Raw genomic sequence first — 559 nt, forward strand, 5'->3', positions numbered from 1 at the left:
GCATGCAGCGCGTCGTACTCGCTGACCGCGCCACGCAGCGGGTTGCTCGGGTCGATACCGTTAAATGCCAGCGCTTCGGGTTGTAAATTCGCCCCTTCAAACGGTTCAACGTGGAAATGTAACGTCATGTCCGGCATCAGCCAGCCTTGTTCATCCATTTTCAGAGTGATGGCGGCAATTTCAAGCAGCGCATCGGTTTTGGCGNTACATCAATGACGACAGGATAAAAACCACGAAAACGGTCACACAGACCGGAAAGTTGAGCGTTATCGGACATCTGGGTCTCTTAATACGGGAAAATTGCAGCGCGTATTATGACAAAATGATGAGTATAAAACTACGGGCACAGACGATCTGCGCCCGAGGGGAGGTTAGTCGCCCAGACCGCGGCCGGCGTCTTTTTCTTCGATCAGCTCAATTTTATAGCCGTCCGGATCTTCAACAAACGCGATCACAGTTGTGCCGCCTTTTACCGGACCCGCTTCACGCGTTACGTTACCGCCGTTTTGACGAATACGTTCACAGGCCTCTGCCGCGTTATCTACGCTCAGGGCGATAT

1 protein-coding gene and 1 pseudogene are annotated in these 559 nt (G+C 52.7%); both read right to left on the reverse strand.

All coding sequences use genetic code 11. From position 1 onward, the window contains the following. Positions 1–277: pseudogene (locus tag FDX22_RS12450) on the reverse strand (exonuclease domain-containing protein); the annotation flags it as partial. Positions 278–371: 94 nt separating this feature from the next. Further along, positions 372–559 (reverse strand): VOC family protein (locus FDX22_RS12455; protein ID WP_186805307.1); only part of this gene is annotated, 188 nt, incomplete at its 5' end.

The sequence above is a fragment of the Citrobacter sp. TBCS-14 genome, assembly GCF_005280805.1.
Taxonomy (GTDB): Bacteria; Pseudomonadota; Gammaproteobacteria; order Enterobacterales; family Enterobacteriaceae; genus Citrobacter; species Citrobacter gillenii.